14 protein-coding genes are annotated in these 18,404 nt (G+C 54.0%); 9 read left to right on the forward strand and 5 right to left on the reverse strand.

Annotation, left to right across the window (positions count from 1 at the left end; all coding sequences use genetic code 11):
• Positions 1-24: 24 nt before the first annotated feature.
• Together purM and purN are read left to right on the forward strand one after the other, a co-directional pair.
• Complete coding sequence (purM, locus tag LJN55_RS17150; RefSeq protein WP_133845898.1) at positions 25-1,065, forward strand: phosphoribosylformylglycinamidine cyclo-ligase; 1,041 nt, start codon at positions 25-27, stop codon at positions 1,063-1,065.
• Positions 1,062-1,700 carry a phosphoribosylglycinamide formyltransferase gene (purN, locus tag LJN55_RS17155; protein ID WP_227534922.1) on the forward strand — a complete coding sequence of 213 codons (639 nt, stop codon included), beginning with the start codon at positions 1,062-1,064 and terminating at the stop codon, positions 1,698-1,700. Before purM ends, purN begins: the two co-directional genes overlap by 4 nt.
• Before the next feature lie 63 nt (positions 1,701-1,763).
• Here the strand turns inward: purN and pstB are convergent, their stop codons facing one another.
• Genes pstB through LJN55_RS17170 form a run of 3 tightly spaced genes read right to left on the reverse strand, consistent with a single transcriptional unit; the run spans position 1,764 to position 6,354 of the window.
• On the reverse strand, positions 1,764-2,531 hold the full coding sequence (gene pstB / locus LJN55_RS17160; protein WP_374760152.1) for a phosphate ABC transporter ATP-binding protein PstB: 768 nt from the start codon (positions 2,529-2,531) through the stop codon (positions 1,764-1,766).
• Positions 2,532-2,554: 23 nt separating this feature from the next.
• Entirely contained in the window at positions 2,555-4,201 is a 1,647-nt protein-coding gene (gene pstA, locus LJN55_RS17165) for a phosphate ABC transporter permease PstA (protein WP_212813177.1), read from the reverse strand.
• Entirely contained in the window at positions 4,198-6,354 is a 2,157-nt protein-coding gene (locus LJN55_RS17170; RefSeq protein ID WP_227534924.1) for an ABC transporter permease subunit, read from the reverse strand. Before LJN55_RS17170 ends, pstA begins: the two co-directional genes overlap by 4 nt.
• Positions 6,355-6,498: 144 nt before the next feature.
• Here LJN55_RS17170 and ppk1 point away from each other — a divergent pair, with 144 nt between their 5' ends.
• The 3 genes from ppk1 to tehB all read left to right on the forward strand — a co-directional run bounded on the left by ppk1 (position 6,499) and on the right by tehB (position 10,801).
• Positions 6,499-8,559: a polyphosphate kinase 1 gene (ppk1, locus tag LJN55_RS17175; RefSeq protein WP_133845893.1), complete on the forward strand. Its 2,061-nt coding sequence runs from the start codon at positions 6,499-6,501 to the stop codon at positions 8,557-8,559.
• A 5-nt stretch (positions 8,560-8,564) separates the two neighbouring features.
• Positions 8,565-10,091: an exopolyphosphatase gene (gene ppx / locus LJN55_RS17180; protein WP_227534925.1), complete on the forward strand. Its 1,527-nt coding sequence runs from the start codon at positions 8,565-8,567 to the stop codon at positions 10,089-10,091.
• Between the two features lie 104 nt (positions 10,092-10,195).
• A complete protein-coding gene (tehB, locus tag LJN55_RS17185; RefSeq protein WP_238337100.1) occupies positions 10,196-10,801 on the forward strand; it encodes a tellurite resistance methyltransferase TehB in 606 nt (201 codons plus the stop codon).
• Here the strand turns inward: tehB and LJN55_RS17190 are convergent.
• Positions 10,791-13,082 (reverse strand): EAL domain-containing protein, encoded by a 2,292-nt coding sequence (locus LJN55_RS17190; protein WP_227534927.1) that lies wholly within the window; start codon positions 13,080-13,082, stop codon positions 10,791-10,793. The two genes, tehB and LJN55_RS17190, sit on opposite strands and share 11 nt — an antisense overlap.
• 269 nt (positions 13,083-13,351) lie before the next feature.
• Here LJN55_RS17190 and LJN55_RS17195 point away from each other — a divergent pair, with 269 nt between their 5' ends.
• The 4 genes from LJN55_RS17195 (at position 13,352) to denD (ending at position 17,642) form a co-directional block, all read left to right on the forward strand.
• Positions 13,352-13,534 carry a YfgG family protein gene (locus tag LJN55_RS17195; RefSeq protein ID WP_133845889.1) on the forward strand — a complete coding sequence of 61 codons (183 nt, stop codon included), beginning with the start codon at positions 13,352-13,354 and terminating at the stop codon, positions 13,532-13,534.
• A gap of 125 nt (positions 13,535-13,659) precedes the next feature.
• Positions 13,660-15,096, forward strand: coding sequence for a magnesium transporter (gene mgtE / locus LJN55_RS17200; RefSeq protein WP_133845888.1), 1,437 nt, complete (start codon positions 13,660-13,662; stop codon positions 15,094-15,096).
• Positions 15,097-15,318: 222 nt separating this feature from the next.
• Positions 15,319-16,638 (forward strand): MFS transporter, encoded by a 1,320-nt coding sequence (locus LJN55_RS17205; RefSeq protein WP_227534928.1) that lies wholly within the window; start codon positions 15,319-15,321, stop codon positions 16,636-16,638.
• A gap of 17 nt (positions 16,639-16,655) precedes the next feature.
• Positions 16,656-17,642 carry a D-erythronate dehydrogenase gene (denD, locus tag LJN55_RS17210; protein WP_227534929.1) on the forward strand — a complete coding sequence of 329 codons (987 nt, stop codon included), beginning with the start codon at positions 16,656-16,658 and terminating at the stop codon, positions 17,640-17,642.
• Here denD and LJN55_RS17215 read toward each other — a convergent pair.
• Entirely contained in the window at positions 17,596-18,105 is a 510-nt protein-coding gene (locus LJN55_RS17215) for a helix-turn-helix transcriptional regulator (protein WP_159338048.1), read from the reverse strand. The genes denD and LJN55_RS17215 overlap by 47 nt on opposite strands.
• Positions 18,106-18,404: the final 299 nt, after the last annotated feature.

An 18,404-nucleotide genomic window follows, 5' to 3' on the forward strand; every position in this document is an offset into this window, starting at 1 on the left:
CGCAAACCGCGTGGGGATTTCGCAGTGACCGACAAAACCTCTCTCAGCTATAAAGACGCCGGCGTAGATATCGATGCTGGCAATGCTTTAGTCGACCGTATCAAAGGCGTAGTGAAAAAGACTCGTCGCCCGGAAGTGATGGGTGGACTGGGCGGTTTCGGTGCCCTTTGTGCACTGCCGCAAAAATACCGTGAACCTATCCTGGTTTCCGGCACTGACGGCGTCGGCACCAAGCTGCGTCTGGCGATGGACCTTAAACGCCACGATACCATCGGTATCGATCTGGTCGCGATGTGCGTTAACGATCTGGTGGTACAGGGCGCAGAGCCTCTGTTCTTCCTGGATTATTATGCAACCGGCAAGCTGGACGTTGACACGGCAGCCAGTGTGATCACCGGCATCGCTGAAGGCTGTTCACAGTCTGGCTGTGCGCTGGTGGGCGGCGAAACCGCTGAAATGCCAGGTATGTACCACGGTGAAGATTACGACGTGGCAGGCTTCTGTGTCGGCGTGGTTGAGAAATCCGAAATTATCGACGGCAGCAAAGTGGCCGATGGCGACGTTCTGATCGCCCTGGGTTCAAGCGGCCCTCACTCCAACGGCTACTCGCTGGTGCGCAAAATTCTGGAAGTCAGCAAAACTGACCCGGAAACCACTCAGCTTGAAGGCAAAACGCTGTCTGACCATCTGCTGGCTCCAACCCGCATCTACGTGAAAAACATCCTCAGCCTGATCGAACAGGTGGATGTCCATGCGATTGCCCACCTGACTGGCGGCGGTTTCTGGGAAAATATTCCGCGCGTACTGCCGGATAACACTCAGGCTGTTCTGGACGAGTCAAGCTGGGAATGGCCAGCCGTCTTTGGCTGGATGCAGCAGGCCGGTAACGTCAGCCGCTTTGAGATGTACCGTACCTTTAACTGTGGTGTCGGCATGGTGATTGCCCTGAGTCCGGCAGACGCCGACAAAGCGGTACAATTGATGACTGATGCAGGCGAAAAAGCCTGGAAAATCGGTGTCATCAAAGCCTCTGACTCTGAAGAACGTGTGGTTATTAACGCATGAAACGCATAGTCGTGCTGGTTTCCGGTAATGGAAGCAATTTACAGGCAATCCTGGACGCCTGCCAGCAGGGACGGATTCACGGCAGCGTTGCTGCCGTGTTCAGTAACAAGGCTGAGGCCTTTGGTCTGGAACGTGCACGTGAGGCGAACGTTGCTGCTCATGCGCTGTCTGCTGCGCAGTTTGCCGACCGTGAAGCGTTCGATCGCCAGCTGATGCTGGAGATTGACGCTTACGCCCCCGATCTGGTGGTACTGGCCGGTTACATGCGCATCCTCAGCCCGGCATTTGTTCAGCACTATGCCGGTCGGATGCTGAATATCCATCCTTCGCTGTTACCGAAATACCCGGGGCTGCATACGCATCGCCAGGCCATCGAGAACGGTGACGACGAGCACGGCACCTCGGTGCATTTTGTCACCGAAGAGCTGGACGGCGGTCCGGTGATCCTGCAGGCAAAAGTGCCGGTGTACAACAACGACAGCGAAGCGGATGTTGCTGCGCGCGTTCAGCACCAGGAACATGCGATTTATCCACTGGTCGTCGGCTGGTTTGTGGATGGCCGACTGGCTATGCGCGACGATGCCGCATGGCTTGACGGTCAGCCGTTGTCCGCTGAAGGACATGCATTCGAATAATGCCTTACCTGCGTAAGGGCGGACCTTTTTTCCTGTCCGCCCATATCAATGACCTCCACCAAATTAACCATATCGTCCGGTAATATAATCCTCAGTACGACGCTGACGCGGTGCCGTAAACAGATCATCGGTCATACCAAACTCCACCACACTCCCCTGGTGCATAAACGCCGTATAGTCCGACACACGTGCCGCCTGCTGCATATTGTGCGTGACCAGAATCAGCGTGAAGTGCTGTTTTAACGATGTCATCAGCTCTTCTATCACCAGCGTCGAAATCGGATCCAGTGCCGAGGTCGGCTCATCCAGCAGCAGGATTTCAGGCTCAATGGCGATAGCCCTGGCGATCACCAGGCGCTGCTGCTGTCCGCTCGACAGCGTGAGGGCATTTTGCCAGAGGTTATCTTTCACCTCTGGCCACAGCGCCGCAGCACGCAGCGCACGCTCCACCGCTTCATCCAGTACACGCCTGTCACGCACGCCCATCAACCTCAGACCGTATACCACATTATCGTAAATGGTTTTCGGGAAGGGATTAGGCCGTTGAAACACCATGCCCACGCGGCGACGCAGCGCAGAGAGATCCTGATTATGGCCGAGGATTGACTGCTGTTGCAGGCGGATATCCCCTTCAATGCGACAACCATCAATCAGATCGTTCATACGGTTAAAACAGCGTAACAGCGTTGATTTCCCACAGCCTGATGGACCAATCAACGCCGTAATGCGGTTTTTAGGCACTCGCAGGCTGATGTTATTCAGCGCGGCTTTATCGCCATACCACAAACAGAGGTTATCAATCTCAAGCGCGGTTTCGTTGTCATCAAACATCGCAGTCATAACGGAATTCCGTGTTAATGCATCAGCGCACGGTAGCGCTCGCGCAGACGGTGGCGAAGGACCATCGCCATCAGATTTAACCCCAGAATCAGCAACACCAACAGCAGCGCCGTGGCAAATACCAGCGGGCGATCGGCTTCGGCATTGGGGCTTTGGAACGCCAGATCGTAAATCTGAAAACCAAGGTGCATAAATTTACGATCCAGATGTAAATAAGGGAACAGCGAGTCTATCGGCAGCTCCGGGACCATCTTCACCACGCCCACCAGCATCAGTGGAGCGGTTTCTCCAGCGGCACGTGCCACCGCCAGGATCAGCCCGGTAAGCATCGCCGGTAATGCCTGCGGTAACACCACGTGCCACAGCATCTCTGCCTTCGTCGCCCCCAGCGCCAGCGCACCCTGGCGCAATGAACCCGGAATGCGCGACAGCCCCTCTTCAGTGGCGACAATCACCACTGGCAATGTCAGCAACGCCAGGGTCAGTGATGCCCAGAGCAGGCCTGGCGTGCCAAAGGTCGGGTTCGGCAAGGCGCTGGAGAAAAACAGACGATCGAGGCTGCCGCCCATAAACCAGACGAAGAACCCCAGGCCGAACACGCCATAGACAATCGATGGCACCCCCGCCAGGTTGACGACGGCAATACGCACCAGCCGGGTTAACAGATTGCGTCCGGCATACTCATGTAACCAGATGGCGGCAATCACCCCCAGCGGCATCACGACAACCGACATCAGCAACACCATCAGCACGGTACCGAAAATCGCCGGGAAGACACCGCCCTCCCCCTGGCTCCCGCCGCCAGAATCACTGACAAAGTGCCACAGCTGGCTGCCAAAATGTCGCCACTTCATACCGGTGGTCATCGCATTGGGCTGCCAGGCAGCAATAATCTGCGCCAGCGAAATCTCATGCTGTACACCGCTGGCATCCCGCAGCAGCACCGCCGTATTGTTGCTTTCACGCTGAAGCGTTGCGAGTCTGGCCGCCTGACGGGCGAACTGACGTTGCAGTTCGGCGCGATCCGCCTGATACACCGACTGGGCCTCGGGGTTATAGCGCTTTTCGTCTCGCAGATGCTGCCGCTGTTGCTCCAGCGACTCCATCTGCGCATTCAACCGCGCCATATTCTTGCGCCGCAGTTTCTCGGCCTCGTCAATCCGCTGGCGAGCCTGCAGTAAACGCTGCTGTAACGTCTTGCCGGGATCCTGGGAGGTTAACAGATGGCTATCTTCACGCAGCCCCTCAAACCAGCCATAGGCATTGCCGCCAGCGCGGCGTTGCAACACGATCGTCTGCGGAGGTGTTTCCCTGGTGAGCACATCGCTGGACAGCACCGTGCGAAAATCAGGTGCATCGAAATCACGGTTACCGGTTTTAATCAGATAACGTGTCACGCTGTCAGGCAGACCCGCAGCATCATACTGGCCGCTGGCGACTAATTGCTGGCGCGATACCGTCTGCTGCTGGGTGACCTCGCCCAACACCTGTACCTGACCTTGCGGGGTGTTCAGCGTGAACAGTTCCAGCGGTTGTGGCCAGAAATAACGCAGCCCCTGCCAGGCCAGCAGGGTAATCAGCAGCAGGAAGGCCAGCAGGCTGACGGCAACAGCGCCGCCGGTGAGCCAGCGCCAGCGGTGATTATTCTTTACCGCGTTCATCCCTGCGCCTCCTGCTGGCTGTAACGCTGCCGCAGTCGCTGACGAACCATCTCGGCAACGGTATTGACCACCAGCGTGAAGATCAGCAGCACCAGCGCCGACAGGAACAGAATACGGTAATGGGTGCTGCCCGCCGCCGCTTCCGGCATTTCTACCGCCACATTGGCCGCCAGTGAACGTAACCCTTCAAACAGCCCCCCGTCGGTCACCGGCGTATTACCGGTGGCCATCAGCACAATCATCGTTTCGCCAATAGCGCGGCCAAACCCGATCATCAGGGCGGCGAAGATACCGGATGAGGCACCCGGCAGTACCACGCGCGTCAGGGTTTGCCACGGTGTCGCCCCCAGCGCCAGCGATCCCTGCCCCAGTGAGGCCGGAACACTAAAAATAGCATCTTCTGCCAGCGTGAAAATCAGTGGGACCAGAGCAAAGCCCATCGCCACACCCGCCACCAACAGGTTGCGCTGCTGATAGTCTGCGCTGATGTGATCGGCCAGTCCCTGTCCCCAGAGTGCCTGCTCCGCCAGCGGGATGAGCCACAGGGAGCCTGTCGCCGTCAGTAACAACAGCGGCAGCAATAGCAGGACTTCACGCCCTTCAGCAAACGCACGTTTACGCCAGCGAGGGGGCAGTTTTTGCACCATCCAACCACACAGCAACAGCACCGCAGCCAGCAGTAAAGGCAGTAGCAGTACCCCAAGCAGCCGATCGGCAATTTTTGGGGCCAGCCACAGCCCGGCAATCAGACCAATCACCACGCTGGGTAACGCGCCCATCATTTCAATGGTGGGTTTCACCCAACGCCGTAGCTGAGGCGTCATAAACCAGGCGGTGTACATGGCGGCCGCCAGTGCCAGTGGCGTCGCAAACAGCATCGCCAGCCCTGCGGCTTTCAACGTGCCCGCCACCATCGGGATCAGGCTAAATTTCCCCTGGTAGTAATCATTGGCCGAGGTGGACTGCCAGACCCAGGCCGGCTCCGGATAGTTTTCATACCAGACTTTCTGCCACAGATTGCGCCAGCTGAGATCGGGCCACGGGTTAGTCAGACGATAATGCTGCCAGTGCCCGGCACGTTCAACCAATAAGCCATCGCCCTCCTGGGAGAACTGCGCCAGTTCAATACCCGGCGCCAGCTGTCGGCTGAGGATCGCGCCCTGCTGCTTACTGGCAAACAGCTTCAGCTCACCCTGCGGACTCAGGGTGGCGAAAACACGACGGTGCGGTTCGGTAAAGAGCAGAGGCTGCCACTGCGCCCCCTCAAAATGACGGATATAACGCAAATGTGGGCCACTGGAGCTTGCAATATCAAACCACTGGGAAATCCCCTGCCCATCGGAAATGAGCAAGGAATTCCCCCCACTCAGCAACGCGATGTTTTTCGGTGGCTCGGCCAGCATCAGAGAATCACGCAGCTGGGGCTCACCGTTACCGAGTCGCCAGACGCGCAACTGAGCGCCAGAAAGGGTAAATAACAGGCTGCCATCGGGCGATAACAGCAACTGATCGACGTCACGCACGTTCAGCCGGTAGTTTTGCGCTGGCTGCTGAGCATTGAGTTGCCATAGCGTAATATGATCGGCGGTCGCCAGTGCAACCTGCCAGCGGTTTTCAGCGGTCTGCGCCAGACTGAACTGACGCACATGATCTTCCCCGTTGGAAAGTGGGACATCGCCCAGCGGGAATGTCCAGCGGGGTTCCTCACCGGGAGGAAAATCGGGTTTAACTAACACCATTGAGCCGCTATCTGACAACAACAGCACACTACTATGATCGGCACTGCTCGCTGCCCGGATAGTACCGCGCAACAGCGTTACTGCAGAGGAAGGAGGTTGAGCACTGAGCGGCACAAAGCGCCCGCTGCCCTGACGGTCAATGCGCCAGCCCCACTGTTGCTGCCTGTCCATTCCCATGACAACCGCAGGACTGCTCTGCCAGAGCTTAATGTTGTTATCTGCCTGCATCCCAGGGCTGATAAAGAGTGGCACCACCACCCAAATCAGCCAGAAGAACAGCAGTGTCATCACCAGCAGGATCGCCACCCCACACGCCGTTACCACACGTCGCGTCAGCCGATCAATCCTGCGGCGGCGCCCGGCGTTGTCGTGAACAGGGATTGGGCGATCAGTCATATCAGGGTGGTTTTCCATTATGCTTAGAAGCCGCTATGTTGCCCGTATGTGATTAATAAGACAATCAACATTCATCGGGCATTGGACAATGCTGCCATACTCTCGCCATAATGTTTCAGGACAATGGATACCTTCATCCTGAATCAGCCGAACGGAGTAAAAATGGGTCAGGAAAAGCTGTATATAGAGAAAGAGTTAAGTTGGCTATCCTTTAATGAACGCGTTTTACAAGAAGCGGCAGACAAAACCAACCCGCTGATTGAACGTATGCGCTTTCTTGGTATCTATTCCAATAATCTGGAAGAGTTTTATAAAGTTCGTTTTGCCGATCTCAAACGCCGCATTCTGATTGGAGAAGAGCAGGGTTCCCCCAGCACGCCACGCCATTTACTAAAAAAAATTCAGGCGCGGGTGCTGAAAGCTGACCAGGAGTTCGACAGTCTGTATAACGACCTGTTGCTGGAAATGGCGCGTAATCAGATCTTCCTGATCAACGAACGCCAGCTCTCTCCTAATCAGCAGAGCTGGCTGCGGCACTATTTTAAACACCATCTTCGCCAGCACATCACGCCGATCTTGATCAATCACGACACCGATCTGATCGAGTTCCTGAAAGACGATTATACCTACCTGGCCGTAGAGATTATTCGTGGTGAAGACATTCGTTACGCGTTGCTGGAAATTCCGTCAGATAAAGTTCCGCGTTTCGTCAATCTGCCGCCGGAAACCCCGCGTCGCAGAAAACCAATGATTCTGCTGGATAATATTCTGCGCTATTGCCTGGGTGACATTTTTCGTGGCTTCTTCGACTACGATGCGCTGAATGCCTACTCGATGAAAATGACCCGTGACGCCGAGTACGATCTGGTCACTGAAATGGAATCGAGCCTGCTGGAGCTGATGTCCTCAAGCCTGAAACAGCGCCTGAATGCCGAGCCGGTACGGTTTGTTTATCAGCGCGATATGCCTGATGCCATGGTTGAACTGCTGCGTAAAAAGCTGAACATTTCCAATTACGACTCCATTGTGCCCGGCGGTCGTTACCATAACTTCAAAGACTTCATCAGCTTCCCGAACGTGGGCAAAGCGAATCTGGTCAACAAACCTCTGCCGCAGCTGCGCCATATCTGGTTTGATCGCTTCCGCAACGGCTTTGATGCGATCCGCAACCGTGACGTGCTGCTCTATTATCCGTATCACACCTTCGAGCATGTGCTTGAACTGCTGCGCCAGGCGTCATTTGACCCGGCGGTACTGGCAATAAAAATCAATATTTACCGCGTGGCGAAGAATTCACGCATCATCGATGCGATGATCCATGCCGCCTATAACGGTAAGAAAGTTACCGTGGTCGTCGAGCTGCAGGCGCGTTTCGATGAAGAAGCCAATATTCACTGGGCGAAACGCCTGACGGAAGCCGGCGTGCATGTAATTTTCTCCGCTCCCGGACTGAAGATTCACGCCAAGCTGTTCCTGATTTCGCGCCGTGAAAACGGAGAGATTGCCCGCTATGCGCACATCGGCACCGGTAACTTTAACGAGAAAACCGCGCGTATCTACACCGACTACTCGTTGCTGACCGCCGATGCGCGTATCACTAACGAAGTGCGCCGGGTGTTTAACTTTATCGAAAACCCGTATCGCCCGGTCAGCTTTGAGCACCTGATGGTGTCACCGCAGAACTCGCGCAAAATGCTGTACCAACTGATTGATGCCGAGATTGCCAATGCGCAAAAAGGAATTTCGGCGGGTATTACGCTGAAGATCAATAACCTGGTGGATAAGGGGCTGGTCGATCGGCTGTATACCGCCTCCAGCGTTGGCGTTAAGGTTAATCTGCTGGTGCGCGGCATGTGCTCCCTGATCCCCAATCTGGAAGGGATCAGCGATAATATTCGTGTGATCAGCATTGTTGACCGTTATCTTGAGCATGACAGGGTCTATATTTTTGATAACGGCGGCGACAAAAAAGTCTTCCTCTCCTCCGCAGACTGGATGACACGCAACATCGATTATCGTATCGAAGTGGCTGTCTCCATACTTGACCCTATTCTTAAACAGCGTGTGCTGGATATTATTGCCATCCTGTTAAGTGATACGCTGAAAGCACGTTACGTCGATAAAGAGTTAAGCAACCGATATGTTCCGCGCGGTAACCGCCGCAAGGTTCGGGCCCAGCTGGCAATTTACGATTACATTAAATCTCTCGAGCAACCTGATTAATCACTATGCCAATTTCCCATAAAAGTACGCCCAAACCGCAGGAATTTGCTGCCATTGACCTGGGTTCGAACAGTTTTCACATGGTGATTGCCCGCGTAGTTGACGGGGCGATGCAGGTGCTCGGACGCCTGAAACAGCGCGTGCATCTGGCTGACGGGCTGGACAGTAATAACGTCCTGAGCGAAGAGGCTATTCAGCGTGGTTTAGGCTGTCTGGCGCTGTTTGCCGAACGTTTACAGGGTTTCAGCCCGGCCAACGTCACGATTGTCGGGACGCATACCCTTCGCCAGGCGATTAACGCGGAAGATTTCCTCCAGCGTGCAGCCGATGTGATCCCCTATCCGATTGAAGTGATTTCTGGCCATGAAGAAGCCCGTTTGATCTTTATGGGTGTTGAACATACCCAGCCGGAAAAAGGCCGCAAGCTGGTGATCGACATCGGAGGCGGATCCACCGAGCTCGTTATTGGTGAAGACTTTGAACCCAAGCTGGTCGAAAGCCGCCGCATGGGCTGTGTGAGCTTTGCCAATATGTACTTCCCTGGCGGTGTCATCAGCAAAGAGAACTTTAACCGCGCCCGGCTGGCAGCAGTGCAAAAACTGGAAACCCTGGCGTGGCAGTATCGTCTGATGGGCTGGCAGTTTGCGCTGGGTGCTTCTGGCACGATTAAAGCAGCCTGCGAAGTACTGCTGGCGATGGGGGAGAAAGAAAAGCTGATCACCCCGGAGCGCCTTGAGTTGCTGTACAACGAGGTTATCAAGCACAAGTCGTTTGATGCACTCAGCCTGCCAGGCCTCTCTGACGAGCGTAAAGGCGTCTTTGTGCCTGGCCTTGCCATTCTCTGTGGCGTGTTTGATGCCCTGGCGATCCGCGAACTGCGCCTGTCAGACGGCGCACTGCGTGAAGGTGTGTTGTATGAAATGGAAGGCCGCTTCCGTCATCAGGATATTCGCAGCCGCACAGCCCAGAGCCTGGCGAACCATTATGCTATCGACAGCGATCAGGCGCGCAGAGTTCTGGAAACGACAGAGTTACTCTACGAGCAGTGGCGCGCACAGAATACCCGGCAGGCGAACCCGCAGCTTGCCGCTCTGTTGAAGTGGGCGGCGATGCTGCATGAGGTTGGGCTGACGATCAACCACAGCGGTATGCAGCGGCATTCCGCTTATATCCTGCAAAATACCAATCTCCCGGGGTTTAATCAGGATCAACAAACGCTGTTGGCCACGCTGGTACGCTACCACCGTAAAGGCGTGAAAGTGGAAGATATGCCGCGCCTTACGCTGTTTAAACGTAAGCAGTTCCTGCCGCTGGTTTTCCTGTTGCGTTTAGGGACATTGCTCAATAATCAGCGCCAGGCGACGACTAAACCGAGCGATCTTCAACTGCAAACCGATGATGGCAACTGGACCCTGACGTTCCCGACCGGCTACTTCAGCCAGAACAACCTGGTTCAGCTGGATTTAGAACGTGAGCAGACGTACTGGAAAGATGTCACGGGCTGGCAACTGACCATTCAGGAAGAAAGCTAAGCGTTATCGGTAAACGGCCACTCATGCGCTTATCATCGCGCAGAGTGGCCTTATTTTTGGTCAGCCACCGGCCTGACCCACTGGAAAATGATGAACTGATAATCATGACTCAACACCTGGAAAGAGATTTCAGCAAGCAATACGGGCTGACCGCGCCCCATTCTGAAGTGGTGGAAGCCTCACGTTATTTTGACGGCGGTAAAGCGCTGGATGTCGGCTGCGGCAGTGGACGAAATACGCTGTATCTGAACAGCAAAGGCTTTGATGTGACGGCATGGGACAAAAACCCGGCCAGCCTGGCACGGCTTGACCAGATTATCTCCGCAGAAAACCTGAGCGGTATTCATACCGCCGAGCAGGACCTCAACCAGCTGCGCTTTAACGGGGCTTATGACCTGGTGCTGTCCACGGTAGTGATGATGTTCCTGCAGCCCGAAACCATCCCACAGCTGATTGCGGATATGCAAGCCAGCACGGTGCGGGACGGTTATAACCTGATCGTCGCCGCCATGGACACCACCGACTATCCTTGCAACCAGGGCTTTCCGTTCGCCTTTAAATCAGGTGAACTGAGCCACTATTACCGTAACTGGCATATTGTTAAATACAATGAAGATGTCGGCCAACTGCACCGAATCGATGAAAATGGCCAACGTATTTCCCTGCGTTTTGCCACGTTGCTGGCACAGAAGTCGATGGTTAAAGTCTGACAGCCAGACTGGCCGCTGTCTGTGCAGAGGCCAGATCATATAATGGTATCGGCGGACCCACGATAGCCCCCTGCAAGTAATCCACGCCCAACTTACGCAGTGCTTCGGCAGTGTCATCGTTATCAACGCACTCAGCCACCACCTGCATCCGTTTCAGCCGTGCGACGGCGCAAATCGATTGTATAATCTGATAATCCAGGCTGTTATCCAGCATATTGTTCACAAAGCTGCCATCGATTTTCAGTATATCGGCCTGTATCAGTTTCAGGCGCGAATAGCTGGAATAACCTTTACCAAAATCGTCAATCGCCACCCGGCAGCCAAGCTGGCGCAGTTGAGCAATGGAACGATTTCCCCAGCTGTGATCGCTGAGAATCGGTGACTCTTCCACTTCAACAATCAACTGCCACGGCTCGATGTCATGCACTTTAAGACGTGATGCAATGTCTTCCACAAACTGTGGACGACACAACGTTGCCGCAAAAAAATTGACAGCAAGACGGATCCCCGGCAATTGTTCCCGATGGCGATGGATAAATGCCAGGGCCTGGTCAAGCATCATACTGTCCACTTCCCAGGTCAGACCGAACTCACGCACCACCGGCAGAAAATGCCAGGGTTTAATATGTTCACCCTGTGCATTTACCATAAACAGCAGGATTTCATAGTAATCGTCGCCGCGAATACCCTTTATCCTTTGCGCCATCAGATGAAAACCCCCGCTCTGTAACGCCTGCTGGATAGTGTGCAGCATCACCAGTTTTTCCGCGATGTGCCTTTGTACCGGCACATTTTGTGCCTGCTGCATATTTTCTGCGTGGCCGCTGCGCAATGACATTTGTGCCATGGCACTCATCTCACCCAAAAGCTCATACAGATGAAGTACTGGCGGAATAACCGAGCAATAGCTGATCCCGACATCAGGATGAATAGGCAGGCCATCCCAGCTCAAATGGTAATCCTTCAGGCGGGCTTCAATCCCTTCGATCCGTGACTGATGCCCTGCATGCTCAAGACGTAAAACCAGATCGAAACCGGGAAGTTGATAAACATCTTCTCCGGGAAGCAGACAGGGCTGGAGATGTACGGCAAGGCTGCGCTTATACTGGATACGCAGTTGCAGGCCATAGGTCCGGCTCAGTCGATCCAGATCGGGAATACACAAAAAACAGAGCACAGAGCTGGAGCTGACCGCCAGATCCTTACTGAGCGCACGCAAGTTCGGCAAACCGATGACCGGATCGGTGAGCGCCATTTCTCGGGCTTTAGCCAGCAGTCGACGCTGCCGGGTACTGATGGCGGACATCAGTAAAATCGTCAAGGTGAAAACCAGGAGATTAGCAGAAACAACCGCAAGGTCATGGGGTTTCACTGACGTATTCATAAATCGATCGTGATACTGGTACAGCACCACCAGCAATATTCCCCAACTGAGGGAGGTAAAAAGATAACCAAAACGCAGGGCAGCCCAGAGCATCAGCGGCAATAAAAAAGGCACCCCGTACTCGGTGGTCAGCAAATTTTCCGGGCTGGATCGGAGCTGTGTCAGCATCATGAGTGACGTCATCAGCATCACCAGCCATATCAACCACTCATGGCGCGTTACCGAAGGGGAACATTGCCGTTTACAGCGATCGATAAAAATGAATAAAAACCGGGGCGTGCGCAAAATGCGAATCAAAAAATAGAACAACTGCACCAGGGCAAGCGAGGCCAGCAGTGTCGATTGATAGTTAAGCAGGGTATGCACTGAAAAAGGCTCAGGGGCAAAAACAGAATCATTTTTCGGTAAAACACCCAACGGCATCATCAACTGATTCAGCAAGATAAACACCGTCGGTATAGCAAGTGCCAGCCAAAAAAGACGCACCCTGGCCAGATGCAGTTCACCGAAACTGACACCCCAGCGCACTTTCTCTTGACTGCGATATCCCCACCAGCAGAACGTCAAAGTGACAAGGAAAATAGCGATGATAAGCACTGCCTGCATGCTGGTATAACGGAAAAAATAGTGGAAACATAACGCGATGAAGATACCGGGCAGTGCAGCCCAGTCAAAAACCATTAACAAGGCAATCATCATCGCCAGAGGCAGATAGATAAGATAAACATAGCCGCCAGGAATCCAGAGCCTGACGGATAGCGATGATGACAAGGGCATCAGTAACAGTGCCAGTATCAGGGGGAATCCCCACCAGCGGTTGATAAAACGCTTCAGAAGAGCCGCTTTTTTCATTGAGTCAGGGTATTTTTTTAGTGGGGTTTTTACGGTTTTATTCAAAAATGTCAGCCATTGTAATACTGATGAACGAAAATACCTTATGAAATGTTGCGATATTGTAGGAGCAACAGCCCATGTTAAATTGATTAAAATCAATTTAATGACAATTAATGCGCACGCAAAAGCACTTTATTTATCCGTATGTTAACTAAATGAATCTATTCGCCGTATCCACGTTGTCATCGCGGTCACCTTCTCCCATTGACCTCCGTAGCCCGCTGTGCGTAAATTACTCATCGCCCTTTTGGGTTAATAACAGGAAATTTTGCGTGAATAGCGCCATGTCATTCAGAAAACGTCAGAAAACCGGACGCATGACCCGGGTCATTTTGCTGGTCAGTTTTATCATTTTATTAGGACGGCTGATCTATGTCGTTCCCGGTGCTATCGAACATCACCAGCAGAAAAAGAACGCTCCTGCGATCCCCACAACCGTCGTAAACGATAAGTAGCCACAACCCGGTGGCGATGTAAGCAGACGCTTTTCGGAGCTTTTGCAGATTAGTTATGTCTGAAATCCGCTAAACTATAACCTCATTTCGTCTTCTTCTTTGTTAGCCAGACAAAAGGATGTTGTATGTCTGTAGCACCTTCTCATGTTCAGCAGCTGGCCGAAATCCGTAGCCGTATTCTTAATCTCCTGCTGAATGATAGCGATCTTGTTGACACGTTACATGAACGCCCGCTGCGTGAATCTCCCGCCGAAGCCGAAGCGCATCGTGAACAGGTTGATGAGATTAAACGCACCCTTCCCCTGCTGCATGCTGCCGACATTGCTGACCTGCTGGAAGCACTGCCGGAAGATGAACGTCTGGCACTGTGGCGACTGATTGGCAATGACCGCCGTGGTCAGGTGCTGGTAGAGGCGTCAGAAAACGTCTGGGAAAGCCTGATTGAGGAGATGAGTGACCGCGACCTGCTGCGCGCTATCGCACCGCTGGACATTGATGAACAGGCCTACCTTGCTAAATATCTGTCGCGCGACTTAACTGGCCGGCTGCTGACCTCCCTTGATCCGGAATTGCGTTCACGCGTACTGGACGTGATGCATTTCGACCGCGACCGCGTTGGTCGCATTATGGACTTCAAGCTGGTCACCGTGCGGGCCGATGTCACTCTGGCTACCGTGCAACGTTTCCTGCGCCGGAAAAAGTCCATTCCCGATGGCACCGATAAACTGTTTATCACCGATAAGAATAATCGCCTGCTTGGCGAACTGCCGTTGACGGAAATTCTGCTGAATACGCCGGACAAAAGGGTGCATGAGGTGATGAACGATCGCCCGACCACTTTTTTGATCGATGATAAAGCCGAAGATGCGGCCGGTTCCTTCGAACGTTATAACCTGATTTCTGCTGCCGTTATTGATGCCAAAGGCAAGCTGATGGGGCGCGTGACCATTGAGGATGTGATCGACCTGGTCAACGATGAGAACGACAGTAACATTCGTAAAATGGGGGGGGTGAACCCGGAGGAAGATGTCTTCGCGCCGGTAAGAAAATCAGTCCGCACTCGCTGGGCCTGGCTGGCGATCAATCTGTGCACAGCGTTTATCGCGTCACGCGTTATTGGCCTGTTTGAGCACACAATTTCACAACTGGTGGCACTGGCCGCACTCATGCCGATTGTCGCCGGGATTGGTGGCAACACCGGTAATCAGACCATCACCATGATTGTGCGCGCACTGGCGCTTCACCAGGTGGAACCGGGGAACTTTACGTTTCTTATTGGCCGTGAGCTTGGCGTGGCGCTGATTAACGGCCTGTTCTGGGGCGGCATTATGGGAGGGGTAACCTGGGCGATGTACGGCAACCCGGCGCTGGGTGGTGTGATGATGCTGGCGATGTTGCTTAACCTGCTGCTGGCCGCTCTGATGGGCGTCCTGATCCCGCTACTGATGATCAAAATGAAACGCGATCCGGCGGTCGGTTCCAGCGTGCTGATCACCGCGCTGACAGATACCGGCGGCTTCTTTATCTTCCTCGGTCTGGCGACGCTGTTCCTGTTGCACTGATGAATAAGATATTACGTATTTTGTTATAAAATGATAATTAATGGTTAATTATGTGATTCATTGCGCAGAAAATTTCCCCCCCACCGCCTAATCTAACAAAAAATAACAAACATTCTCGTCAATTCACCTTTCCGGGTCACAGGCTAGCCCTGTGCACCGGGAACAGGATGACTATTGCCTGAATAAAGCACATCTCCTACTCTATCCGACAAAGGAAACCCAATGAATTCATCGATATCGGCTCTCCCGCCACCCTCTGCGGTCAGCGATTTGGAAGAGAATGCCTGGAAACGCGCCGTCTGGCGTATCCTGCCGATTTTGACTGTCAGTTATATTTTCGCCTATCTCGACAGAATCAACGTCGGCATTGCCAAACTTCAAATGTCCAGCGATCTCGCCTTTTCCGAAACGGTTTACGGTCTCGGTGCTGGGATCTTCTTTATCGGCTTCTTCTTTTTTCAGGTGCCAAGCAATATGGCGCTGCACCGCTTTGGTGCCCGCCGTCTGCTGGCCGCACTGCTCGCCTCCTGGGCAGTGATTGCACCGCTTACCGCGCTGGTGTCGACACCTTTTCAGTTTTACGCCGTGCGTTTCCTGCTTGGCCTGACGGAATCCGGTTTTTACCCCGGGGTCATCCTTTATCTTTCGCTGTGGTTCCCCTCCTATCGGCGTGGGAAAATGTTTGCCCTGTTTGCAGCAGCGGTTCCCTTGTCAGGACTGATTGGCGGGCCACTATCCGGCTGGATTATGGACTATTTCCATAATGCCCACGGGATGGCAGGCTGGAAGTGGCTGTTTATCATTCAGGGAACCCCTTCTCTGCTGATCGGCATACTGGTGTTCTTTTTACTCCCCGACCGCATTGAAAATGCAAACTGGCTGAGTGCGGAAGAAAAGACCCTGCTGAATATCCGCCTGAAAGAAGATGCAGTGCAAGATTCACCTGCTGCACAAGCGACACTGGGCAGCGTATTGCGTAACGGCAAGCTGTGGTTGCTGACGTTTATCTACTTCTGCCTGATTGCCGGTTTTTATACCGTCAGCTTTTGGCTGCCGACGCTGGTACGCAATGCCGGGGTCGAGGATATCTTCACCGTGGGCCTGCTGACGACCATCCCTTATGCCGCGGCAATTTTCACCATGATTGTGGCTTCGCGCAGCGCAGACCGCCACCGCGAACGCCGCTGGCACCTCGCCGTCATTGCCGTTATCAGCGGTGTGGGCATGGTGATTTCCGCTCTCTACAGCGACAACCTGTGGATCGCCATGTTCGGCCTGACATTGGGGGCGGCAGGTGGACTGAGCACTCTGCCACTGTTCTGGAGCCTGCCGACAGCCTTCCTGGGAGGCACGATGGCAGCCGTAGGTATCGCACTGATTAACTCCTTCGGTAACCTTGCCGGCTTTGTTGCGCCTTATCTGATGGGAATACTGACCGACCTCACGCACTCCACCCTGACCGGCATGATGATCATCTCCTGCACCCTGTTCGTGGGCGCTGCGGCTATCTTTTTGATCCCTGGTCGCATCGTCAACCGCTAACCTCAATGAGGCATATTATGAATATCGTTGTTACCGGCGCTGCCGGATTCCTGGGAAAAAAACTGGTTCAGGCACTGCTGGCAAAAGGTTCACTGCACGATGCAAACGGACAGCCACAGCCGATTAAACAGATTACGGCCATTGATATTGCGCCCCTCAGTGGCATTGATGACCGACGCCTGATCGTCCGCTGTGGGGATATCAGCAACCGTACCGAGCTGGAAACGCTGATTGATGCGCAAACAGACAGTGTTTTTCATCTGGCGGCGATCGTTTCAGGTCAGGCCGAACAGGATTTCGATCTGGGGATGAAAATCAACGTTGACGCTGCCCGTCAGGTTATGGAGCGACTGCGTGCATTGCCACAGTGCGTACGCCTGGTCACCACCAGTTCGGTGGCGGTGTTCGGCGGCAAGCTCCCCGAGAAAGTCCCTGACGACCAGGTCTGGATGCCGCAAAGTTCCTATGGCACTCAGAAAGCCATGAACGACCTGTTGCTGTCCGACTACAGCCGTAAGGGCTTCCTCGATGGGCGCAGCCTGCGTATGCCCACTATCGTTGTACGCCCGGGTAAGCCGAATGCAGCCGCCTCCAGCTTTGCCAGCGGTATTATTCGCGAACCCATCAACGGAGAGCGTGCGAACTGCCCGGTCAGCCTGGCCACGCGTCTGTGGTTAATGTCTCCAGCCCGGGCTGTACAGGCGCTGATCCTTGGGCACGAACTGAACGGTGAAGATTTGGATCAGGGCCGCGTCATTAATCTGTGCGGCCTGTCGGTGACGGTAGAAGAGATGCTGGCTTCACTCAGGCGTATCAGCGGTGATGGAGTCTTATCACGAATCAGCCATCAGCCCGACCCGGCGATCGTTAAGATCGTTAACTCCTGGCCCGGTGATTTCCATGCCCACTATGCCCACCGCCTGGGTTTCCAGGCCAATGCCTCATTTGATGAAATGGTCAGAGAATATCTGGCTGAGAGCGATGCCGCTGAATCTCTTTGCTGAGATTGAGGTTTAGCGCAGCGGCAGCCGCTTCCTGAACATTCTCAGGAACGCGGTAACCGCCGCGTTTTTCCAGCCATGTCAGCACCTCGGCAAGGTGCCAGATCGTCGCAGTGCCTTCATGGATCGGTGCCGGAAAGGTATGATAATGCGCCAGCATCAGCTTGCGCATATTTTGCCTGGTAACACCTATCAGATCAGCGACATCCGTCAGGCCTACGTAATCCGGTGAAACTTCAAACAGTCGGGCATCCGGCAGTACGCTCCGGACCTGCTCCAGTGCGCTCTCCATCGCCTGCTGCGCTGACGATGCTTCACGGATAAACTCCAGCGCGATACGCCCCGGGATGCCCAGGCCAATCAGGGCATCATCACAACCCGCCTCAGCCAGCCGTTCAACGAGTGCATCGCCGTCTTCTTCTGTCTGGCCAACTAACTGATATTTTAGTGTAAAGGTGTATTCCATGACGTCTTATTCCTTCCATTGCGTTCAAATCGTTGGCTCATCGTGCAGTGATCCACAACGCGCTTAAGCTGCCTGGCGTGATTCACTGCATTTTTTGGCGTACTCCATACACAACTGATGCAGAACTCTCCGCAACGGCACTGTGCGCTATTCCAGGGACAATATATTTTCCCCCAGGCATGACTGCCACCACAGACCACCCGCCAGCCTTGCTGCTCGGCATGTTTGAGGACTATTTCGATTTCCTTGATAGCATGAGTACGACGCGCCATATTTCCCCTCCAGTATCTATCGTCATA

Origin of the sequence: Erwinia rhapontici, from assembly GCF_020683125.1 — a bacterium.
In the GTDB taxonomy this organism is placed as follows: domain Bacteria; phylum Pseudomonadota; class Gammaproteobacteria; order Enterobacterales; family Enterobacteriaceae; genus Erwinia; species Erwinia rhapontici.

Bases quoted from the DNA above. Each gene is read 5' to 3' on its own strand.
- purN (WP_227534922.1), top strand. From the start codon at position 1,062: ATGAAACGCATAGTCGTGCTGGTTTCCGGTAATGGAAGCAATTTACAG.
- pstB (WP_374760152.1), bottom strand. From the start codon at position 2,531: ATGTTTGATGACAACGAAACCGCGCTTGAGATTGATAACCTCTGTTTG.
- pstA (WP_212813177.1), bottom strand. From the start codon at position 4,201: ATGAACGCGGTAAAGAATAATCACCGCTGGCGCTGGCTCACCGGCGGC.
- LJN55_RS17170 (WP_227534924.1), bottom strand. From the start codon at position 6,354: ATGGAAAACCACCCTGATATGACTGATCGCCCAATCCCTGTTCACGAC.
- ppk1 (WP_133845893.1), top strand. From the start codon at position 6,499: ATGGGTCAGGAAAAGCTGTATATAGAGAAAGAGTTAAGTTGGCTATCC.
- ppx (WP_227534925.1), top strand. From the start codon at position 8,565: ATGCCAATTTCCCATAAAAGTACGCCCAAACCGCAGGAATTTGCTGCC.
- tehB (WP_238337100.1), top strand. From the start codon at position 10,196: ATGACTCAACACCTGGAAAGAGATTTCAGCAAGCAATACGGGCTGACC.
- mgtE (WP_133845888.1), top strand. From the start codon at position 13,660: ATGTCTGTAGCACCTTCTCATGTTCAGCAGCTGGCCGAAATCCGTAGC.
- LJN55_RS17205 (WP_227534928.1), top strand. From the start codon at position 15,319: ATGAATTCATCGATATCGGCTCTCCCGCCACCCTCTGCGGTCAGCGAT.
- denD (WP_227534929.1), top strand. From the start codon at position 16,656: ATGAATATCGTTGTTACCGGCGCTGCCGGATTCCTGGGAAAAAAACTG.
- LJN55_RS17215 (WP_159338048.1), bottom strand. From the start codon at position 18,105: ATGGAATACACCTTTACACTAAAATATCAGTTAGTTGGCCAGACAGAA.